Source organism: Kribbella sp. CCNWLW201, from assembly GCF_037203805.1.
In the GTDB taxonomy this organism is placed as follows: Bacteria; Actinomycetota; Actinomycetes; order Propionibacteriales; family Kribbellaceae; genus Kribbella.
This window is the reverse complement of record NZ_JBBCBQ010000002.1, coordinates 569,154-587,080: the sequence shown is the minus strand read 5'-3', so window position 1 is coordinate 587,080 and position 17,927 is coordinate 569,154. Positions and strand designations below refer to the sequence as shown.

The following is a 17,927-nucleotide window of genomic DNA, read 5'->3' as shown; positions in this document are numbered from 1 at the left end:
CGTGCGCTCACGCGGAGCCGTGTCCGGGGAAGCCGGTTTCCTCGGCCCACCTCCTGTCGTTCGGTCCCATCACCCTGTTGCCAACTGACTCGTCGCGCGCTAAATTCATCACATGATGAAAAACGCGGTGAGTTGCCGGGACGTCGTGGTGGTCCGCGGCGACCGGGAGGTCCTGCACGGGGTCGGGTTCGACCTCCGGGCCGGGACGGTGACCGGGCTGCTCGGGCCGTCCGGCTGTGGCAAAACGACGCTGATCCGGGCGATCGTCGGCCTCCAGGCCAAGGTCACCGGCGACGTCGCCGTACTCGGTGAACCCGCCGGAGCGCCCAAGTTGCGCGGCCGGATCGGCTACGTCACCCAAGAGCCGAGTGTGTATCGCGATCTCACCGTGACGGAGAACCTCCGCTTCTTCGCCGCGGTCCTGGGGGTGCCGGCCAGTGACGTCGATCGGGTGATCGACGCAGTGGATCTGCGCTCGCACGCCGACGTCCGGGTCGACCAGTTGTCCGGCGGTCAAGAGTCCCGCGCCTCGCTCGCCGCCGCGCTGCTCGGCAACCCCGAGTTGCTGGTGCTCGACGAGCCGACCGTCGGCCTCGATCCGGTGCTCCGGCGTGACCTCTGGCATCTGTTCCATCAGTTGGCGGAGCAGGGCGCGACGCTGCTCGTCTCCAGTCACGTGATGGACGAGGCGAGCCGTTGCGACCGGCTGCTGCTGATGCGCGACGGCGACCTGCTCGCCGACGACACCCCGCAAGCCCTGCTCGACTCGGTCGGTACCGATGACATCGAGCAGGTCTTCCTCACCCTGATCGACCGAAAGGCGGATGCGCGATGACGCTCCGGGTCACCTTCGCCGTCGCCGCGCGAGTCCTCGCCCAACTGCGCCGCGACCACCGCACAGTCGCGATGCTGATCGTGCTGCCGGCCCTGCTGGTCAGCCTGATGTGGTGGATGTTCACCGATTCACCGGCCACCTTCGACCGAGTCGGCGGGCCGCTGCTCGCGGTCTTCCCGTCCATCATCATGTTCGTCGTCACCTCGGTCGCGACCCTGCGCGAACGCTCCACCGGCACACTCTCGCGACTGTTCACGATGCCGATGGGCAAACTCGACTTCCTGCTCGGGTACGCGTTGGCCTTCGCACTGATCGCCGTCGTGCAAGCCCTCGTCGTCGTGTCGATCGCCCTCTATGCACTGGACCTCGACATCCGCGGCGACGCCTGGCAACTCGGCGTGGTCGCAGTCCTCGACGGCGTCCTGGGTACGGCGCTCGGCCTGTTCGCCAGCGCCTTCGCGGCCACCGAGTTCCAGGCCGTCCAGATGATGCCGGCCGTGATGATCCCCCAGATCCTCCTCTGCGGCCTCCTCGTCCCCCGCGACCAACTCCCCGGCATCCTGCACGCGATCAGCGACGTACTCCCCCTGTCCTACGCCGTCGACGCCGTCACCGGAGTTGCCCTAGGCAACGGCTTCGGCTCGGGAGCCGGGATGGATGCCTTGGTGGTGATCGCCTTCATCCTGTCGGCCCTCGGACTCGGCGCAGCAACCCTCCGCCGCCGCACCGCATAGCCCCACGCTCCGGCTACGGCCGCTCCAGCCGTCGCGTGCTACGCCGATCGCTCCCACCCGCCCCCTTCTGCGCGGCTCCCGCCGCTCGGTCGACTACGACGTGGTCCCGGCCGCTCCGGTCGGGGCCACGCCGGGCCGCCGAGTCGTGGATTCCAGTCGCCAAAGACTCCCGCCGACACGGATCCACGACTCGACGAACTCCTGCGGTCCGCCACGCCGGTCGCGGCGGCAACGTGACCCCAGTCGGCGCGTGGGTCAGCCGGATAGGTGGGAGACGTTGGTCCAGGCGGGGTCGGGGGATACGGCTACGGTGACTTTGCCGTGGGGCCAGCCGGTGCTGGCGGCTTTGAGTTGTTCGCCGGCGGGCGTCGTACCGTCGACGTAGTAGTGCAGGATCCTGGTTCCGGCTGAGGTTTCGTGGGCGAGGAGGTTGCCGGAGCCGCCGAGGCGGTCGGTGAGGTGGTCTTCGAACTGGCGCAGTTCGTCCAGCATGTCCGCCTCCGGCAGGCCGTCCTCACGCCGTACCGGATAGCCGATCGACACCGCGGTGTGCGTGTCGAGGTGGGGGCGGCGGATCGAGCGGAGTGGGTACTCGGCGGTGGCGATCAGGCGGTGGCCGTCGCGGATGCCTTCGAGCATTTTCCAGGCCGGGCTGCCGTCATCGAGTGTGTGCTCGGCCGCGAACGACGCGACTGCGGGCAGCAGCGTCTCGATCGGCTTCGCGTCGGCGGGTGCGTCGGTGAGGGTGTCGATCGCGCCGACCCAGGTCTCCACCATCTCCTCGCCGAGGACGAGGTCGAGCATCAGGAATGTCACCCGCCGCTGGACGTCGATCGGCAGTTCGGGGAAGGCTGGATGGTGTACGCCGACATCGATAGCGGCCGCGTCGAGTTCGACTGTGACGACGGCCTCGTCGATCGCGATCGGCGGCAGCCCGTCGAAGCGGATGGTGAAGGCCGGTCCGGGTCGGCGCAGGTCGGCGTACTCCCAGGTCTGGTCAGACGGCGGCGCCGCGCGCAGCCAGCGTCGTGCGGTCGCTCGCAGGCCGGGGTCGCCGGCCGCGGTGACGATCAGCACGTGCTTGGCGTGCAGGCCGGGCCCCAGCTCCCACTCGAGGTTGGGGTGGATCCGCCCGAGGTAGTCGGTCAGCGCAGCGCTCGTGTCGGTCGGCTGCCGGCGGGCGATCGCGTCGGCGACCAGCACCGCTCCGGACTCGGTCCACCAGGACCAGAACGCGCCGATCGGATCAGCGTCCACCGCGATGCGCTTGCGCCGCTTGAAGATGGGCATACTCACATCCTCTCCCGTGCGGGGGTGCGAGCACAGGCTGTGACCGAACCAGTGGACCTGGTGGTGTGGTCCCGGACACACGATTAGGGAGCGTTCGGTTCAGGCGCGTAACCTGCTGACACCACTGGCATACGGGGCCGGGTGGGTTGATGAGGAGGAACACGTAGTGCTTCGGCGAGTCCTGCTGGGCATGTCCCGCAGCCCCCAGATCAAGAAGGCCGTTTCGTCGCTCCCGGTGTCCAGTGGCATCGTCGCGCGGTTCGTGGCCGGCGAGACCGCTCCGGAGGCCGTGCTGGCCACCGAGAAGCTGGTCAGCAACGGCCTGTACGTCACCCTCGACCACCTCGGTGAGGACGTCACCGACCTGGCCGCCGCGACCGCCACCGCGGACGCGTACCTGGAGCTGCTCCGGCAGCTGTCCGAGGCCGGCCTGACCAAGAACGCCGAGGTCTCGGTGAAGCTGTCCGCGGTCGGCCAGGCGCTGCCCGGCGACGGCGAGAAGATCGCGCTGGAGAACGCGCGGACCATCTGCCACGCGGCCCGCAACGCCGGTACGACGGTCACCCTCGACATGGAGGACCACACCACCACCGACTCCACCCTGAGCATCCTGCGCGAGCTGCGCCAGGACTTCCCGGAGACCGGTGCGGTGCTGCAGGCCTACCTGCGCCGGACCGAGGCGGACTGCCACGACCTCGCCCACGCGGGCTCCCGGGTCCGCCTCTGCAAGGGCGCGTACAAGGAGCCGGAGTCGGTCGCGTTCCAGGACAAGCGGGCCGTGGACAAGGCGTACGTCCGGGCGATGAAGGTGCTGATGAACGGCGCCGGCTACCCGATGATCGCCTCGCACGACCCGCGGCTGATCGCGATCGCCGGTGCGCTCGCCGACCGCGCCAACCGCCGGCCGGGCAGCTTCGAGTACCAGATGCTCTTCGGCATCCGCCCCGAGGAGCAGCTCCGGCTGGCCTCGCAGGGCCACACCGTCCGCATCTACATCCCGTACGGCGAGGACTGGTACGGCTACCTGGTACGACGCCTTGCCGAGCGACCGGCCAACCTGCAGTTCTTTGCCCGGTCGCTCATCAGCAAGAAGTAGTACGGCGGCTCAGCAGGGCCAGCCGTAGGACGTGCCGTACCACGCGCTCCAGCCACCCCAGTTGCGGGTCACACCGTCCTTGAGCTCGTACATCCGCATCCGGACGCACTTGCCCTCCTGGTGGTCGAACTTGCAGTAGTCCCAGCCTTCGGCGGATGGCCGCGCTTGGCAGTACCGGTCCTTGCCGTAGTTGGTCTGGACGTGGGCGACTGCTGCCCATCCGTTGGTCCAACCGTCCATGACCCACTGGTCGTCACCGACCCACTGGTAGCAGGTGGAGCCGACGTTGGTTCCTTCGAACCGGCACTCGTCGTAGTTCGGCACGAGTGCCGCGGCGAACCCGGACGCGCCGGCCGTCGCGAGGGTCGGGTTGGTCGGTGTGCTCGTGTCGTCGTCATCGGCGTCGGCGTCTGCGGTCGGTGCAGCGGCGGTGGTTGGTGCGGTGTTGGCGGTTGATGCGGCCGCGGTCGAGCTGCGTGGATGGTAGTCGGTGGCAGTGGCTTCGGTGAGGCCGGCGGTCAGCAGGAACAGGCCGGCGGCGGCAGCGGTGAGCAACTTGGAGCGCACATTCATGGTCGGTCCTCCGGGGCGGTTGGACAGGCGCCCCCGCAGCCTAAGTCCCGCCTGATGAGCAGTCGCCCGGATGTCTTGGGCAGTTCATCAGTAATGTGTCGACCATGACTAGTCGGGTGGCCATTCTCGGGGCCGGTGTGATGGGGGAGACGTTGCTGTCCGGGCTGATTCGGGCCGGGCGGCGACCGGAGGAGCTCCTGATCACCGAGCGCCGGGAGGAGCGTGCCGCTGAGCTTCGCGAGCGGTACGGCGTCGACGTCGTGTCCAACGTGGACGCGGCGGCGAAGGCGGAGACCCTGGTCCTGGTGGTGAAGCCGCAGGACATGGCCGACCTGCTCAGCGAGATCGCCCCGGCGGTCGTGGCGTCGCAGACCGTGGTGTCGATGGCCGCGGGTGTCACCACCGGTTTCATCGAGTCCCGGCTGCCGGAGGGCGTCGCCGTGGTCCGGGTCATGCCGAACACCCCCGCCCTGGTGGACGAGGGGATGGCGGCGATCTCCCGCGGTGCGCACTGCGACGAGAGCCACCTCGAGCTGGCGGAGAGCCTGTTGGCGGCGACCGGCCGGGTGCTCCGGGTCCCGGAGAAGCAGCAGGACGCAGTGACCGCGATCTCCGGGTCCGGACCGGCGTACCTCTTCTTCGTCGTCGAGGCGATGATCGAGGCCGGCGTCCACATGGGCCTGCCCCGCAGCACCGCGACCGAGCTCGTCGTACAGACCGTTGTCGGCTCAGCCAAGCTCCTGCGCGAGACCGGCGAGCACCCGACCGTCCTGCGCGAGCGGGTGACGTCCCCGGGCGGTACGACGGCAGCCGCCATCCGCGAGCTGGAAGACCACAAGGTCCGCGCGGCCTTCCTCTCAGCCATCGAAGCAGCCCGCAACCGTTCGCGCGCCCTCGCCGCCGAGTAACACCTCAGCCGCGGCGGCCGTTATTGTTAGCGCCGCAGTTTCCTGCCGTGATCGAGGGATGAGTCGACTATGGTCCCGCCCATGGGTAATCGTTCGGTGGATCCGGCCGCCACGCCTGCGCCCGCAGAGGTGAATGCAACGGACGGGCAGCCCAACGCCGCCGGGCCGCTGGAGCAGGTCGCCGTACCGGAGTTGCCGTGGCGGGTGCCGTTGGATCCGGCGCCGTGGTGGGCCTGGGCGCTGTTCGTCACCCCGTTCATCGCCGTACCGGCACTGAACTCCTGGCTCTGGATGGGCGCCCGCGACATGCTCGCCGTCGGCCTCCTCACCATCATCGGCGCGTCGGTCGTCCGGGTCGCCGGCGGCGTGGTCCTCTACCGCGTGGTGCTGACGTCGACCGCCCTCAAGGCCCGCACCAGCATGCTCATCCGCAGCCTCGCCTGGCAGGACGTCGACCGCATCGAAGTAGGCGACGACAACGTCGTCCTGGTCCGCGGCCAAGACGAGAACGAGATCAACGGCATCCCGAAAGACAAAACCGCCCACGTAGCCGCCGTCATGCATGCCCTCCACCACCAGGCCGCGGCCCACCCGACCCGCCGCCACCGCCCCCGCCCAGGCATCGGCACCCTCCTGGTCCTCACCTACCTCGTCCTCTCAGTAGGCGCCTTCCTCATCCGCTGGCAGATCGTCTGACCCAGGCTCAGCGCCCGCCCCACGGCCCCTCGCCGCTCACCCGGTCGATGGTGATCCGGGCGATCATGGCGTTCGCGAAGATGCCGTCGCCGTACGGGAAATCGGGCGTTCCCAGGTAGCGCTGGGATTGTTGGTCCATCAGGGCTTTGTACTCCGTGGGGATTCCGGGGCCTTCCAGTTTTGCGGTGCCGCGGAGGACCAGGTATTGGGTGAGGCCGCGAGGGCTGGTCCGGTCGTCTTGGACGAGCAGGGTGACGCGGGGATCGCGTTGCAGGTTTCGGGTTTTGCGGTGCTTTTGTTCGATGCCGATCAGGAGTTGGTCGCCGTCGCGTTCGGCCCAGACGAGGGACGCCTGGGGCGAGCCGTCCGGGTCGAGGGTGATGATCGTGACGTTCTTCGGTTCGGTGAACAGTCTGTGGGTGCTTTCCGGTAGGCCTGACATGGCAGAGACGGTAGACAGCGCCGTGGGAACCTCTGGGTACCCTGGATCGCCGTGAGAGGTATCGATCCTGGCAACGTCTTTCTGGCCGACTGCCCGGCGCGGTTGGCGGTCGAGGTGATCGCGGACAAGTGGGCGGTGGTCGCGCTCTGGGGCCTGAACGACGGGCCGCGGCGCCACTCCGAGTTGGTCACGTTGATCGGCGGGATCTCGAAGAAGGTGCTCACCCAGACGCTGCGCAGGTTGCAGGCGAATGGGCTGGTACGGCGGCAGGACTTCGGCGGTGTGCCACCACGAGTCGAGTACGAGTTGACCGAGCTCGGACGCACCTTGATGGGACCGATCCGGATGCTCACCACCTGGGCCGAGGACAACGGTGAGGCCGTCCTGGAGGCGCAGGAAAGCGGAACATAGGGTCGCAGCATGGACTTCTCTTTGTGGCCCGCCGCCTCCCGGACCTGGCAGGAAGTGCTCGACGGAGCTGAGTACGCCGAGCGCACCGGATGGCACGGTGTGTGGATAGCCGACCATTTCATGCAGAACGGGGACGACCTGTCGGTCCCGGTCAACGAATGCCTCGCGTTGCTCGCCGGTCTCGCGGCACGCACCGAGCGGGTGCGGATCGGCTCGATGGTGCTGGGCAACACGTACCGCCATCCGGCCGTCGTCGCGAACCAGGCCGCCACGATCGACCAGATGAGCCAAGGCCGCTTTGTCCTCGGGATCGGGGCCGGCTGGCAGATCAACGAGCACGAGGTCTACGGGATCGAGCTACCGCCGGTCCGGCAGCGGTTGGCCCGGTTCGAGGAGGCCTGCCAGGTCATCAAGGGTCTGCTGACCGAGGAACGCACGACCTTCGACGGCACCTACTACCAGCTCGAGAACGCTCCGCTCGAGCCGAAGCCGGCGCACCTGCCGATCCTGATCGGCGCCGCCGGCGAAAAGGTTGCCTTGGGCATCGTTGCGCGGTACGCCGACGAGTGGAACCACTGGGGTCGGCCCGAGCTCGCCGCGCACAAGGGCACCGTGTTCGCCGAGCACTGCGCGAAGATCGGCCGCGATCCGAAGACGGTACGGCGATCCGCGCAGACGATCCTCGAGGTCGTCGTACCGGGTGACACCGAGGCGGTCGAGCGCAAGGAGCGGCTCGAGGGGCGTGGGATGCACGTGATCATGGGGTCGGCGCAGGAGGTGCTCGACACGGTCGCGCAGTACCCGGCCGCCGGGATCGACGAGCTGCTCGTGCCGGATGCGTTCCTCGGCACCGGGAACCGCCGCTTCGACGCCCTCGAACGGCTGCGGGAAGAAGTACTAGCCAAGCTCTAGTGTGGCGACGACCGGCCAGTGATCGCTCGGGAGTCGCCCGCCCGGCCGGGCATGGGACACGGCCGCGTCGACCACTTTCCAGTGTTCCGTCACCAGGATGTGGTCGATGCGGTCGTCGTCCTCCGCGCCGGTGAAGTCGTGCCAGCTCCCGCCGGCCTCGAGCGGTACGGCGTTCCGCAGACCGGACGACGTCAATGCCTTCAGCGGCGGTGAGTCCTGCGTCGCGTTCAGATCGCCCATCACGATCCACGGCAACCCGCCGGAGATCCAGCGAGCGATCAGCCGCGACGACTGCAGTTGCGCGACCTCGCCGGCGTGGTCGTAGTGCGTGTTCGCGACGCCGATCGTCGTACCGTTCAGGTGCCGCAACCAGACCAGCGTCGCGATCCGGGTCAGGTCCGCGTCCCAGCCCACCGACCCCGGCGTACCCGGATCGTCGGACAGCCACCGGGTCTCGTGCTCGTGCAGCTTCCAGTCGCCCGGCCGGACCAGGACGACCGAATGCTCACCCGCGCTCATCCCGTCGTCCCGGCCGACGCCGACGATCTCGTACCGCGAGAACCGCCAGCGCAGGTACTCGAGCTGGTCGGGCAGCACCTCCTGCAGCCCGACCACGTCCGCGTCCAGTTCCTCGATCGCCGCCACCGTCGCCTTCCGCCGTACCGGCCAGGCGTTGTCGCCATCCGGAGCGGAGGAGTTGCGGATGTTGAACGTGGCGGCGCGAATCTTCATGGCGCCGATCCTGCCAAACCCGATCCAGCCACACCCGATCCGGTCGGTGCGGCATTGGTCCCGGACAGCCCCATCGCCCGGACCGCCGCCTCGAACCGCGGCCGGCTCGCCTCGATCGCCCGGTCCCGCCCCTGCGCCAGCAGCCCGTCGATCGCCCCCGGATCGGTCGCCAGTCGCGCGTACTCCTTCTGCAGCGGCTCGATCACCGCCAGCACCGCGTCCGCCACGTCCTGCTTCAACGCGCCGTACGACGAGTACGACGATGCGAGCGCGACCGGATCGCCGTCGGTGCAGGCGGCCAGGATCTCGAGCAGATTGGTGACACCGGGTTTCGCCGCCTCGTCGTGCCGGACCTCGTTCTCGGAGTCCGTCACCGCCCGCATGATCTGCCGGCGGATCACGTCCGGCGGGTCGAGCAGCCGGATCGTCCCCACCGCGTCGTCGACATCGGACTTGCTCATCTTGGTGGTCGGATTGGCCAGATCCTTGACCCGGGTCGCCAGCGCCGCCTTCGCCAGCTGCGGTACGACGAACGTCTCGCCGTACTCGCGGTTGAACCGGATCGCGATGTCTCTGGCCAGCTCGACGTGCTGGTCCTGGTCACCGCCGACCGGGACCTGTTTCGCGCCGTACAGCAGGATGTCCGCGGCCATCAGGCACGGATACGTGAACAGCGAGGCCCGCGTCATCGGCCGGCCGTTGCCCTTCTCCTTGTACTGGATCATCCGGGACAGCTCGCCGACGTACGACGTGCACTCCAGCAGATAGGCGAGCTGGGCGTGCGCGGGGACGTCGGACTGGATGAACACGGTGCCCTCGGGGACTCCGGCCGCGAGCATCAGGGTGGCGAACTCCCGGGTGAGCGTGGTGAGTCTTCGTGGATCGTGTTTGGTCGTCATCGCGTGCAGGTTCGCGACGAAGTAGAACCCGTCCGGGTCGGTGAACCGGCGCAAGGCGCCGAGGTGGTTGCCGAGCGTCAGTCGGCCGGACGGGGTGATGCCGGATAGCGAGGTCATGTCAGTGCCCTTCGGTGTGTGGAGCCCCACCGAGGGAGGACATGAAAAAGGCCGCCTCGGTGAGACGGCCTCATGGATGCGTGCGAACACGCTGGGGGACCGCCCTAGGCGGCCCACCACAGCTGCAAGTTCGTGTTCACGTCATCAAGCCTAGCCGGAGCGCAGGACAACGCGCCAGCCCGGTTGTCACTGGGTGAGGGCCTGGACGATCAGCTCGTTGCGGGCGTCCTGACCGAGCGGGATCGTGGGGTGGACGCCGTCGCGGAGGTAGTTGGTCAGGCGGTACGGCTTGACCCAGAGCCACTCGGCCCAGCGGATGATCCGCAGGTTCGGGTACTTCTCCTGGGCGTCGTACAGCTGCATGTTGAGCCAGGAGCTGTTGCGCTGATCGGCGAGCTGCACGACTGCGGTCTGGCCCTTGCGGACGACCTGGATATTGACCCAGTACAGCGTCCGGTTCGGGCCGACGATACTCATCGCCCGGTCGACCTGCGCCGCGAACTTCGGCGGGTCGAAGATGTCGTTCGACCCGCTCGCCATCAGGATCCGGCGCGGCAGACCGTACGTCGACGCCCACTGCTGCAGCGCGTCGACCGCGCCGGAGGTGGGCCGGCTGGACCAGTTGTGCACGGCCAGCTGGGTGCCGTCGCGGTTCAGCAGCCGGGTCGCCAGCGCCTTTCCGTCCTGGACGGAGATGCTGTCGCCGAACATGTACACGCCGTTGGTCTCGCGGACGCGCTGGACCTGCGCCGCCGTCGAGATCGCCCGGGTCGCGCTGGACCAGGAACCGAGTACGCCGGAGCCGTACGGCCCGCTGGTCGTCGCGGCTGCCGCCTCCGTGGCGGTTGCGGTGGAGACGGCCACGGAAGAGGCAGCCACCGCGGCCCCGACCGTGAAGATTTGCCGTCGATTGGGTCTCATCGAGCTCACGGGCTTCCTCACGGGACGGAACTGTGGGGCCTGATCGCTACTCAGCGCAAGTCCAATGCTCAACGTTGCATTAAGTTGCACGCCGCCTGGAGAGGCCGGGCAGAGTACAGGACTAGACCGCCAGCCCGTAACCCTCCGCAATCGAATCGCAGCCGGTTTTGCAGCATCCTGCAAATCTTGTAACGCCTTGCAGTCCCAGCCCGATAGACCGTCTGCAGGGCCACTTGTGACTCCCAGTAGCCATTAGATCGACCTGGTCGACCGCCTGTGGGGCCTGTGCTCGACCGGGAAGCCATCAGGTGGAGCAGACCCTGCGGAAGTGTGGCCGGCGCGGCCTTGGAGGGGTGTCGCGCCGCCCGCTTCCGACCCGGGTGATTGCTGTCCACGGTTCCGGCGATCACGGGTGATCCGGGCTGACGTGTGCAGATCGACAGGACGTGTCGGGCGGTCGAGCCGCATTACCGGTCTGGTCAGGCGTGCGTCGCCGGGCAGTGGTCGAATACGTCCTGTCGAACTGCAGCATTCCTTGGCGCGGTCGGCGGTGGTTCCGGCCGGGGAATCCGAAGTTCGAGCGGGTACAGGTGTTCGCGGTGGATGAGGCCGGTCGGCTGGTCGGCGGCAAGGACCTGTGAGGATGATCCTGTGACGGTGACTGTGCGCAGGCTGGGCGAGGACGACTGGGCGGCCTTGCGGGAGATACGCCTGCGGGCGTTGATCGATGCGCCCGAGTCGTTCTACACGACCTACCAGGACTCGGTCGCGTTGATGGAGGCCGACTGGCGCGCCCGGCTCCGCGCGACCGACAAGGTCACCCTGCTGGCCGAGGTCGACGGTCACGCGGCCGGCATGGTCACCGGCGTCCAGGCCGGCGAGGAAGAGCGCGACCCCGACGCCGCCTTGATGCTCGCGATGTGGGTTTCCCCGGAGTGCCGCGGTCACGGCGTGGCCGACGCACTCACCACCGAGCTCGTCACCTGGTCGCGCGAGCAGTCCTTCAAGCGCCTGCTCCTCTGGGTGTACGACGCCGCGCCCCGAGCCGCCGCCTTCTACCGCCGAGCCGGCTTCCTCCCCACCGGCCGCACCGAAACCTTCGGCAACCCGGACCGCCGCCTCACCCTGATGTCCCAGACCCTGTAGCTCACTCGCAAGCCCGCGAGAGGGCGCCGACGGTTAAGGTCGGGGGCATGAGTGGTGAGGCGATGCTGGTCTTCGACGACGGTCTGACGGCGTACGACTTCGGCCATGGGCACCCGATGAGTCCGATCCGGGTGGATCTGACGGTGCGGCTGGCCCGGGCGCTCGGCGTACTCGATCTGCTGAAGGTCGTGCCGGCCCCGATCGCCGATGACGCGCTGATCGGGACCGTGCACACCGCCGAGTACATCGCCGCGGTCAAACGCGCGGGGGAGAACCCCGATCAGCCGGACCAGGAGCACGGTCTCGGCACCGAGGACACCTACTGCTTCCCGAACATGCACGAGGCGTCCGCGCACGTGGTCGGCGCCTCCGTCGAGGCGGCCCGGGCGGTGTGGGAGGGCGACGTACTGCACGCCGCCAACATCATCGGCGGCCTGCACCACGCGATGCCTGACGCAGCAAGCGGTTTCTGTGTCTACAACGATCCGGCCATCGCGATCCAGTGGCTGCTCGACCACGGTGCCGAGCGGGTCGCGTACGTCGATGTCGACGTGCACCACGGGGACGGCGTGCAGACGGTGTTCTACGACGATCCGCGGGTGCTGACCGTGAGCCTGCACGAGTCGCCCACCACGCTGTTTCCCGGCACCGGGAGTGCGGGGGAGACCGGTGGGCCGGGTGCAGAGGGTACGGCGGTCAACATTCCGCTGCCACCGGGGACGGGCGATGCCGGCTGGCTGCGGGCGTTCCACGCGATCGTTCCGGACGTGGTCAGGGCGTTCCGGCCGTCGATTCTGGTCACCCAGCACGGGTGTGATTCACATGTCGAGGACCCCTTGGCCCACTTGACGAAATCGGTCGACGGGCAGCGGGCGGCGTACATGGCCCTGCACGATCTGGCGCACGAGGTCACCGAGGGCAAGTGGGTGGCGACCGGTGGTGGCGGGTACGCGATCATCGACGTCGTACCGCGGGCCTGGAGTCACCTGCTCGCGATCGTGGCGGGCCACCCGATCGACCCGCAGACGCCGGTGCCGGAGTCGTGGCGCGAGGACGTCCGGATCCGATTCGCGCGGACCGCGCCGCTGCGGATGACGGACGGCCGGGACGCGTCGTACGACGACTGGTCGACCGGTTACAACCCGGACACCTGGCTGGACCGCTCGATCAAGGCGACCCGCGACATCAGCTTCCCGCTGCTCGGTCTCGACCCGTCTTATTGAGTCACACGAGTCCCCCTCTTTCCCATTCGTACCAACAGCCACTACGCTCGTTGCATGCACGGACGGAGGTGCCGGAGGGGAAGCCGGCGCACGATCCGTGCTGGAAGTGCGGTGCGCAATGGCATCAAAGAAGTCCGGTGGTGAGTCGCCGCTCGCCGAGGTGAAGTTTCTGACCGTGGCGGAGGTCGCCACGGCCATGCGCGTGTCCAAGATGACGGTGTACCGGTTGGTGCACTCCGGTGAGCTGCCCGCGGTGCGGGTGGGTCGTTCGTTCCGGGTCTCCGAGGACGCCGTGCACGATTACCTCAAGGGCGCCTACTTTCAAGCCGGATAACCACGAGACGCGAGGCGGCCGGATCCTTCGGGACCGGCCGCTTCGCTACGTCTGGAACAGCTCTCGCAGCGCGGCGCTGGCCTGTTTGACCGTCTCGTCCGGGATGTCCGCCAGCAGTGCGTGGTGAGCGGCCGCGCTGGCCTGGACCGCGCGCTCGGCGAGGGCCTTGCCGTCGTCGGTGAGCCGGATCTGGGTCCCGCGGCCGTCCTCGGGGTCGGGTTCGCGGACGACGAGGCCGCGCCGGACCAGCTGGTTCGTCACATTGCTGGTCCCGCCGGACGACAGCAGCAGGTTGCGGCTCAGGTCGGACGGCTTCTGCCGGTACGGCGCTCCTGACCGTCGGAGCGACACGATCACGTCGAACTCCGCGGTGGTGAGCCCGACATCGCGCAGCACCCGCCGGGTCGCCTCGTTCAGCTCGGCCCCGAGCACCATGATCCGCTTGGTCAGCTCACTCGTCGGGTAGAGCACCTCCGGCAACTCCCGCTGCCACGAGGCGATCAACCGATCCACCCGATCGCCGCTGTCGTCCACCGAGTCTCCTTCCCGTCTGTTGACAGTCTAAGTGGCTTTGGTGATAGCTTTCTTTAAAGCTTTCTAGTGAGGAGAAGTGCATGCGGACATTGCTGCGTGGTGGCCTGGTGATCGACACCGACCCGGAGGTGGTGGCCCGGCGGGCGACCGACGTACTGATCGAGGACGGGCGGATCGCCGCCGTCGGGCCGACGTTGATCGCGGATGTCGAGGCGGCCGGCGTCGAGGTGATCGACGCGACCGAGCGGATCGTGCTGCCGGGGTTCGTGGACACGCATCGGCATCTGTGGCAGACGGCGTTGCGCGGAGTGGCCGCCGACGGGGACCTCGGTCTGTACTTCGAGCGGGTGCTCGGCGGGTACGGTGCCCACTTCCGTCCCGAAGATGTTGCTGCAGGCAACCTCGTGGGTGCGTTGGAGTGTTTGAACGCCGGCGTCACCACGGTGCAGGACTTCTCGCACGTGCAGTCGTCGGATGCCCATGCCGACGCGGCGCTGGATGCCTTGCAGGACAGCGGAATCAGGGCGGTCTTCGGCTACGGACCGTCCCCGTTGGGCGGTGGTGCGGTGAGTCCGGACGGGATGCGGCGGATCATGGATCGGGCGTCGGAGCGGATCGGTCTCGCCGTGGCCGCGATCGGGCCGTCGTTCGCGCCGTTCGAGACCGTCCGGGCCGACTGGGAGCTGGCCGACTCGCTCGGGTTGCCGGTCGTGGTGCACATCAGCAGCAGTTCGCTCGCCACGGATCCGATCACCCGGCTGCGTGATGCCGGACTGTTGCGGTCGAACACGCTGTACGTGCACGGCAACAACCTCCCGGACTCCGAGTTCAAGCTGATCGCCGAGTCCGGCGCGGCGGTCTCGGTGACGCCGTCGGTCGAGGCGCGGATGGAGATCGGTGCGCCACTGGCCGGCCGGCTGCAGTCCGCCGGAGTGAACCTCAGTCTGGGCATCGACGTCGTGACGACCGCGGCCGGCGACATGTTCGCCGCGATGCGCGAGCTCCTCGCCCTCGGCTACCAGGCGTTCACGGCGGCCGACGTACTGCGGATCGCCACCCTGGAAGGCGCTCGCGCCCTCGGCCAGACCGACGTCGGTTCGCTTGCCGTGGGCAACCAGGCCGATCTCGTGCTGTTGCGCAGTACGGACATCAACCTGGTCGCGCACCTCGGCGATCCGATCGCGACCGTCGTCACCTCGGCGCATCCCGGCAACGTGGATACGGTTTTCGTCGGCGGTACGGCGGTCAAGCGCAACGGTGAGCTGGTCAGTCCACCGCTGGCTGGTGCTCTCGACGCGCTGGCGGAGTCGGCTGCCTATCTCGGCTCAGCAGGGCGCGAACAGCGGTCGTGATCTCTGCCGGCGACTCCTCGGCCATGAAGTGACCGGCGGAAGTCGTTTGGTGGTGGAGATCGGACGCCCAGGCGCGCCACAGGGCCTGGGCGTCGAAGCCGAGCGCCGCGCCCCAGTCCTGCTGGATCACTGACACCGGCATCCGCAGTTTGTTGCCTGCAGCAAGATCTTCCTGGTCGTGCGTGACGTCGATCGTCGCCGAGGCGCGGTAGTCCGCGACGATCGACGGAACGGCGGCCCGGGAGGCGTCCAGGTAGGCGGCGCGGACGTCGGCCGGGATCGCCTCACTGTCTTTCGCCCAGAGAGTAAGGAAGTGGCCGAAGAAGGTGTCCGCGCTGGCGGCGATCATGGTCTCGGCCAGGCCGGGCGGTTGGGCCATCAGGAACAGGTGGAAGCCGACAGCGGCGCTGGTCCCGTGCATCACGTCCCACATGTCGAGGGTCGGCAGTACGTCGAGGCACATCAGGTGCGTGATCACGTCCGGATGGTCGAGCCCGGCCCGGAAGGCGACGAGCGCGCCACGGTCGTGGCCGGCCAGGGCGAAGGTCGAGTGACCGAGTTCGCGGGCCACAGCCACGATGTCGGCGGCCATGGTCCTCTTCGCATAGTCGTCGGCCGGTTTGTCGCTCGCGCCGTACCCGCGGAGGTCGGGGCAGATGACGGTGTGGTCGGCGGCCAGGTCGGTGGCGACGTCGCGCCACATCAGGTGCGTCTGCGGGAACCCGTGCAGCAGGACGATCGGCGTACCCGAGCCGCCGACGGCGACGTTCAGCGAGACACCGCCCGCGCCGGGGACGCGCTGGTAGTCGAATCCGGTGATCTTCATGGTTATCAGCCTTCCGGACGCGGATGAGCAGTGGATGAGCGCTACGGTGGCCGGGTGGAATTCGGGGTGCTCGGGCCGGTGGTGGCCTGGGATGACGCCGGGCGTCCGGTCGGCCTGAAGGGTCCGCGGCATCGGGCGGTGCTGGCCCGGCTGATCGTTGCCCGCGGTCGCGTCGTACCGGCGACTCAGTTGGTTGACGATCTGTGGATCGACCCGCCTGATGGTGCGCTGAGCGCCGTACGGACGTTTGTGGCCTCGCTGCGACGCGCGCTGGAACCGGACCGGGCTCCGCGTACGCCGGCCCGCCTGCTGGTGACCGAGGGGCCTGGTTATGCCTTGCGGACCGATGCTGTCGACGCTTGGCGGTTCGAGAAGGCGGTGACTGCCGCGGGGCTGCTTGAGCTCTCGAAAGGGCTGGCGTTGTGGCGTGGTCCGGCGTACGCCGACTTCGCGGAGGAGGACTGGGCGCAGGCGGAGCGCTCACGGCTCACTGAGCTGCGGCTGAGAGCTGTGGAGCGCCAGGCTGAGGCTCGGCTAGCACTAGGCCTGGCAGCTGAGGCTGTGCCCGAGCTGGATGCCCATGTGACCGAACACCCGTGGCGTGAGGAGGCATGGCGGTTGCTGGCCCTCGCGCTGTACCGGACTGGTCGTCAGGGCGATGCTCTCGCGGTACTGCGTCGTGCCCGCGCGATGCTGATCGACCAGCTCGGTGTGGACCCAGGTACTGCGTTGAGCCGGCTGGAGACCGACATACTCAACCAGGCCGAGCACTTGGAACCTGTCTCGGCAGGACGAGTGTGGGAAGAGGCAACCGCTGCCTACGACCGCACTGTCGGTGCAGGCGCTCGAGCGCGACTGGAGTCGACGGTGGGGTTGCTGCGAAACCTCGCGGTGACAGGAGGCGGCGGGCTCGAGGCTGCGCGGCGCCACCGACTTGCCGCGGTGACTGCGGCCGAGGAGCTCGGTGATCCTGACCTGACCGCGAGAGTTATCGGTGCGTACGACGTACCAGCGATCTGGACGCGGTCTGACGATGAGGCGCAGGCTGCTGCGATTGTTGCGGCGGCGGAGCGCGCTCTGCGAACGCAGCAGCACCCGGCGACCCGGGCCCGGCTCCTTGCCACGATCGCGCTCGAGTCGCGCGGCTCGCGGGAACCCCGGGCTGCGGAGGCGGCGCGTGAGGCGGAGGAGATTGCCCGTGGGGTGGGCGATCCGGCGTTGCTCGGGTTCGCGCTGAACGGTGTCTTCATGCAGAGCTGCCACCGGGCTGGCCTCGCCCCCCAACGCTCGGCCATCGGCGCCGAACTCGTTGCCCTGTCCCAGCGCCATGGACTCGCCACCTATGAAGTGCTGGGACATCTCATCCGCCTGCAATCCTGCAGCGCCCTCGACGACTTCCCAGCAGCCGACACTCACGCCGCTGCCGCCGAAACGCTGGCTGCACGTCACGAGCTCCCACTGGTCAGCGTCTTCACCACTTGGTATCGGGCCATGCGCCTGGACACAGAGCCGGCCTACCGCAAAGCAGCCGAGCTGCTGGAGGGCGCGGGCATGCCTGGGTTGCAGGAGGGCCTGTTGCCGCTGGCTCTCGCCTGTCACCACGTCCGGCATAGCCTGCCGGTACCCGACGCCGACTACGGCCCGTATGAGCCGTGGGTCCACCCACTCGTCCTGCTGTCGCAGGGGCATCAAGCTGAAGCGACCGCAGCTCTGCAGGTCATTCCTGAACCTCCGCCAGGCCTTCTGCTGGAAGCACTCTGGTGCCTGACAGCCCACGCAGCCAAGGCACTCGACCAGCAGCAACCGCTGGCCCGCGCCCGAGCCGCACTGGCTCCTGCCGCATCAGAACAAGCCGGAGCCGGCTCAGGCCTCCTAACCCTCGGCCCAGTAGCCACCTACCTCTAGAACTCGTCCGGCGAGCCGGTTTCGGACTACCCAGCGGGCGG

Annotated in this window: 21 protein-coding genes; 13 read left to right on the top strand and 8 right to left on the bottom strand. The window is 68.4% G+C overall.

The genetic code is table 11. The features are described 5' to 3' along the window. Positions 1-112 precede the first annotated feature (112 nt). Positions 113-835: an ABC transporter ATP-binding protein gene (locus V9K99_RS12570; protein ID WP_337002054.1), complete on the top strand. Its 723-nt coding sequence runs from the start codon at positions 113-115 to the stop codon at positions 833-835. Continuing rightward, positions 832-1,569, top strand: coding sequence for an ABC transporter permease (locus V9K99_RS12565; RefSeq protein ID WP_337002056.1), 738 nt, complete (start codon positions 832-834; stop codon positions 1,567-1,569). The genes V9K99_RS12570 and V9K99_RS12565 overlap by 4 nt, the downstream gene beginning before the upstream one ends. Positions 1,570-1,824: 255 nt before the next feature. Here the strand turns inward: V9K99_RS12565 and V9K99_RS12560 are convergent, their stop codons facing one another. Continuing rightward, complete coding sequence (locus tag V9K99_RS12560; protein ID WP_337002058.1) at positions 1,825-2,859, bottom strand: DUF695 domain-containing protein; 1,035 nt, start codon at positions 2,857-2,859, stop codon at positions 1,825-1,827. A 166-nt stretch (positions 2,860-3,025) separates the two neighbouring features. On the opposite strand from V9K99_RS12560, the gene V9K99_RS12555 reads away from it, so the two are divergent. Next, on the top strand, positions 3,026-3,955 hold the full coding sequence (locus V9K99_RS12555) for a proline dehydrogenase family protein (RefSeq protein ID WP_337002060.1): 930 nt from the start codon (positions 3,026-3,028) through the stop codon (positions 3,953-3,955). A gap of 9 nt (positions 3,956-3,964) precedes the next feature. Here the strand turns inward: V9K99_RS12555 and V9K99_RS12550 are convergent, their stop codons facing one another. Next, positions 3,965-4,528 carry a hypothetical protein gene (locus V9K99_RS12550; RefSeq protein WP_337002062.1) on the bottom strand — a complete coding sequence of 188 codons (564 nt, stop codon included), beginning with the start codon at positions 4,526-4,528 and terminating at the stop codon, positions 3,965-3,967. Between the two features lie 104 nt (positions 4,529-4,632). Between V9K99_RS12550 and proC the strand changes: the two genes are divergently transcribed. Beyond that, a complete protein-coding gene (gene proC, locus V9K99_RS12545) occupies positions 4,633-5,436 on the top strand; it encodes a pyrroline-5-carboxylate reductase (RefSeq protein WP_337002064.1) in 804 nt (267 codons plus the stop codon). Between the two features lie 81 nt (positions 5,437-5,517). Then, positions 5,518-6,132 carry a hypothetical protein gene (locus V9K99_RS12540; protein ID WP_337002066.1) on the top strand — a complete coding sequence of 205 codons (615 nt, stop codon included), beginning with the start codon at positions 5,518-5,520 and terminating at the stop codon, positions 6,130-6,132. A 7-nt stretch (positions 6,133-6,139) separates the two neighbouring features. Here the strand turns inward: V9K99_RS12540 and V9K99_RS12535 are convergent, their stop codons facing one another. Then, positions 6,140-6,574, bottom strand: a complete 435-nt coding sequence (locus V9K99_RS12535) for a TIGR03618 family F420-dependent PPOX class oxidoreductase (RefSeq protein WP_337002068.1) — start codon at positions 6,572-6,574, stop codon at positions 6,140-6,142. A 51-nt stretch (positions 6,575-6,625) separates the two neighbouring features. On the opposite strand from V9K99_RS12535, the gene V9K99_RS12530 reads away from it, so the two are divergent. Together V9K99_RS12530 and V9K99_RS12525 are read left to right on the top strand one after the other, a co-directional pair. Continuing rightward, positions 6,626-6,985 carry a winged helix-turn-helix transcriptional regulator gene (locus tag V9K99_RS12530; protein ID WP_337002070.1) on the top strand — a complete coding sequence of 120 codons (360 nt, stop codon included), beginning with the start codon at positions 6,626-6,628 and terminating at the stop codon, positions 6,983-6,985. Positions 6,986-6,994: 9 nt separating this feature from the next. Further along, a complete protein-coding gene (locus tag V9K99_RS12525) occupies positions 6,995-7,897 on the top strand; it encodes a TIGR03560 family F420-dependent LLM class oxidoreductase (RefSeq protein WP_337002072.1) in 903 nt (300 codons plus the stop codon). On the opposite strand, the gene V9K99_RS12520 is transcribed toward V9K99_RS12525, so the two are convergent. The 3 genes from V9K99_RS12520 to V9K99_RS12510 all read right to left on the bottom strand — a co-directional run bounded on the left by V9K99_RS12520 (position 7,883) and on the right by V9K99_RS12510 (position 10,524). Further along, positions 7,883-8,629 (bottom strand): endonuclease/exonuclease/phosphatase family protein, encoded by a 747-nt coding sequence (locus V9K99_RS12520; protein WP_337002074.1) that lies wholly within the window; start codon positions 8,627-8,629, stop codon positions 7,883-7,885. The genes V9K99_RS12525 and V9K99_RS12520 overlap by 15 nt on opposite strands. After that, positions 8,626-9,645, bottom strand: a complete 1,020-nt coding sequence (gene trpS / locus V9K99_RS12515) for a tryptophan--tRNA ligase (RefSeq protein ID WP_337002076.1) — start codon at positions 9,643-9,645, stop codon at positions 8,626-8,628. Before trpS ends, V9K99_RS12520 begins: the two co-directional genes overlap by 4 nt. A gap of 186 nt (positions 9,646-9,831) precedes the next feature. Further along, a complete protein-coding gene (locus V9K99_RS12510; protein ID WP_337002078.1) occupies positions 9,832-10,524 on the bottom strand; it encodes a hypothetical protein in 693 nt (230 codons plus the stop codon). A gap of 527 nt (positions 10,525-11,051) precedes the next feature. On the opposite strand from V9K99_RS12510, the gene V9K99_RS12505 reads away from it, so the two are divergent. The 4 genes from V9K99_RS12505 to V9K99_RS12490 all read left to right on the top strand — a co-directional run bounded on the left by V9K99_RS12505 (position 11,052) and on the right by V9K99_RS12490 (position 13,269). Next, a complete protein-coding gene (locus tag V9K99_RS12505; protein WP_337002080.1) occupies positions 11,052-11,207 on the top strand; it encodes a hypothetical protein in 156 nt (51 codons plus the stop codon). Between the two features lie 10 nt (positions 11,208-11,217). Then, on the top strand, positions 11,218-11,712 hold the full coding sequence (locus V9K99_RS12500; protein WP_337002082.1) for a GNAT family N-acetyltransferase: 495 nt from the start codon (positions 11,218-11,220) through the stop codon (positions 11,710-11,712). A 47-nt stretch (positions 11,713-11,759) separates the two neighbouring features. Further along, positions 11,760-12,935 (top strand): acetoin utilization protein AcuC, encoded by a 1,176-nt coding sequence (locus V9K99_RS12495; RefSeq protein ID WP_337002084.1) that lies wholly within the window; start codon positions 11,760-11,762, stop codon positions 12,933-12,935. 118 nt (positions 12,936-13,053) lie between these two features. After that, positions 13,054-13,269, top strand: coding sequence for a helix-turn-helix domain-containing protein (locus tag V9K99_RS12490; RefSeq protein ID WP_337002085.1), 216 nt, complete (start codon positions 13,054-13,056; stop codon positions 13,267-13,269). A gap of 45 nt (positions 13,270-13,314) precedes the next feature. Here V9K99_RS12490 and V9K99_RS12485 read toward each other — a convergent pair whose 3' ends face one another. Then, complete coding sequence (locus tag V9K99_RS12485; RefSeq protein ID WP_337002087.1) at positions 13,315-13,803, bottom strand: MarR family winged helix-turn-helix transcriptional regulator; 489 nt, start codon at positions 13,801-13,803, stop codon at positions 13,315-13,317. A gap of 80 nt (positions 13,804-13,883) precedes the next feature. Here V9K99_RS12485 and V9K99_RS12480 point away from each other — a divergent pair, with 80 nt between their 5' ends. Further along, complete coding sequence (locus tag V9K99_RS12480; RefSeq protein ID WP_337002089.1) at positions 13,884-15,155, top strand: amidohydrolase family protein; 1,272 nt, start codon at positions 13,884-13,886, stop codon at positions 15,153-15,155. On the opposite strand, the gene V9K99_RS12475 is transcribed toward V9K99_RS12480, so the two are convergent. Then, the gene (locus V9K99_RS12475; RefSeq protein ID WP_337002091.1) at positions 15,070-15,981 is read right to left on the bottom strand and encodes an alpha/beta fold hydrolase; all 912 of its coding nucleotides are present in this window, start codon (positions 15,979-15,981) and stop codon (positions 15,070-15,072) included. The two genes, V9K99_RS12480 and V9K99_RS12475, sit on opposite strands and share 86 nt — an antisense overlap. A gap of 30 nt (positions 15,982-16,011) precedes the next feature. Here V9K99_RS12475 and V9K99_RS12470 point away from each other — a divergent pair, with 30 nt between their 5' ends. Beyond that, positions 16,012-17,886, top strand: a complete 1,875-nt coding sequence (locus tag V9K99_RS12470) for an AfsR/SARP family transcriptional regulator (protein ID WP_337002093.1) — start codon at positions 16,012-16,014, stop codon at positions 17,884-17,886. Positions 17,887-17,927: the final 41 nt, after the last annotated feature.

Bases quoted from the DNA above. Each gene is read 5' to 3' on its own strand.
- V9K99_RS12570 (WP_337002054.1), top strand. From the start codon at position 113: ATGATGAAAAACGCGGTGAGTTGCCGGGACGTCGTGGTGGTCCGCGGC.
- V9K99_RS12565 (WP_337002056.1), top strand. From the start codon at position 832: ATGACGCTCCGGGTCACCTTCGCCGTCGCCGCGCGAGTCCTCGCCCAA.
- V9K99_RS12560 (WP_337002058.1), bottom strand. From the start codon at position 2,859: ATGCCCATCTTCAAGCGGCGCAAGCGCATCGCGGTGGACGCTGATCCG.
- V9K99_RS12550 (WP_337002062.1), bottom strand. From the start codon at position 4,528: ATGAATGTGCGCTCCAAGTTGCTCACCGCTGCCGCCGCCGGCCTGTTC.
- proC (WP_337002064.1), top strand. From the start codon at position 4,633: ATGACTAGTCGGGTGGCCATTCTCGGGGCCGGTGTGATGGGGGAGACG.
- V9K99_RS12540 (WP_337002066.1), top strand. From the start codon at position 5,518: ATGGGTAATCGTTCGGTGGATCCGGCCGCCACGCCTGCGCCCGCAGAG.
- V9K99_RS12535 (WP_337002068.1), bottom strand. From the start codon at position 6,574: ATGTCAGGCCTACCGGAAAGCACCCACAGACTGTTCACCGAACCGAAG.
- V9K99_RS12525 (WP_337002072.1), top strand. From the start codon at position 6,995: ATGGACTTCTCTTTGTGGCCCGCCGCCTCCCGGACCTGGCAGGAAGTG.
- V9K99_RS12520 (WP_337002074.1), bottom strand. From the start codon at position 8,629: ATGAAGATTCGCGCCGCCACGTTCAACATCCGCAACTCCTCCGCTCCG.
- trpS (WP_337002076.1), bottom strand. From the start codon at position 9,645: ATGACCTCGCTATCCGGCATCACCCCGTCCGGCCGACTGACGCTCGGC.
- V9K99_RS12495 (WP_337002084.1), top strand. From the start codon at position 11,760: ATGAGTGGTGAGGCGATGCTGGTCTTCGACGACGGTCTGACGGCGTAC.
- V9K99_RS12490 (WP_337002085.1), top strand. From the start codon at position 13,054: ATGGCATCAAAGAAGTCCGGTGGTGAGTCGCCGCTCGCCGAGGTGAAG.
- V9K99_RS12480 (WP_337002089.1), top strand. From the start codon at position 13,884: ATGCGGACATTGCTGCGTGGTGGCCTGGTGATCGACACCGACCCGGAG.
- V9K99_RS12475 (WP_337002091.1), bottom strand. From the start codon at position 15,981: ATGAAGATCACCGGATTCGACTACCAGCGCGTCCCCGGCGCGGGCGGT.